1 CRISPR repeat array is annotated in these 373 nt (G+C 50.1%).

What is annotated here, in order from left to right:
- Positions 1–313: a CRISPR direct-repeat array (repeat unit 28 nt; unit sequence AAAGTCCCTCCGAAAAGGAAGGGAAATC).
- Positions 314–373: the final 60 nt, after the last annotated feature.

Below are 373 nucleotides of genomic sequence, written 5' to 3' on the forward strand. Positions count from 1 at the left end.
AAAGTCCCTCCGAAAAGGAAGGGAAATATTAGCTCGTAGTGCTGGTCTGGCACTTCCTGCAGGCCTCAATGAAAGTCCCTCCGAAAAGGAAGGGAAATCGACCACGAACCAACGCTAGAAAATATCGCCGCCTGGCCTCAATGAAAGTCCCTCCGAAAAGGAAGGGAAATCTCATACGCACTTTGAGTCGGCGTAACCGCGAAGGCCTCAATGAAAGTCCCTCCGAAAAGGAAGGGAAATCTCGGTCCTGCCCAGCACACCTTCCAGATTATTAATGCCTCAATGAAAGTCCCTCCGAAAAGGAAGGGAAATCGGAGTGAGACCAAGATGCATCGGGCGCAAGTTTTTGCCTCAATGAAAGTCCCTCCGAAAA

The organism is Rothia sp. HMSC072B04, assembly GCF_001813725.1.
Taxonomy (GTDB): domain Bacteria; phylum Actinomycetota; class Actinomycetes; order Actinomycetales; family Micrococcaceae; genus Rothia; species Rothia mucilaginosa.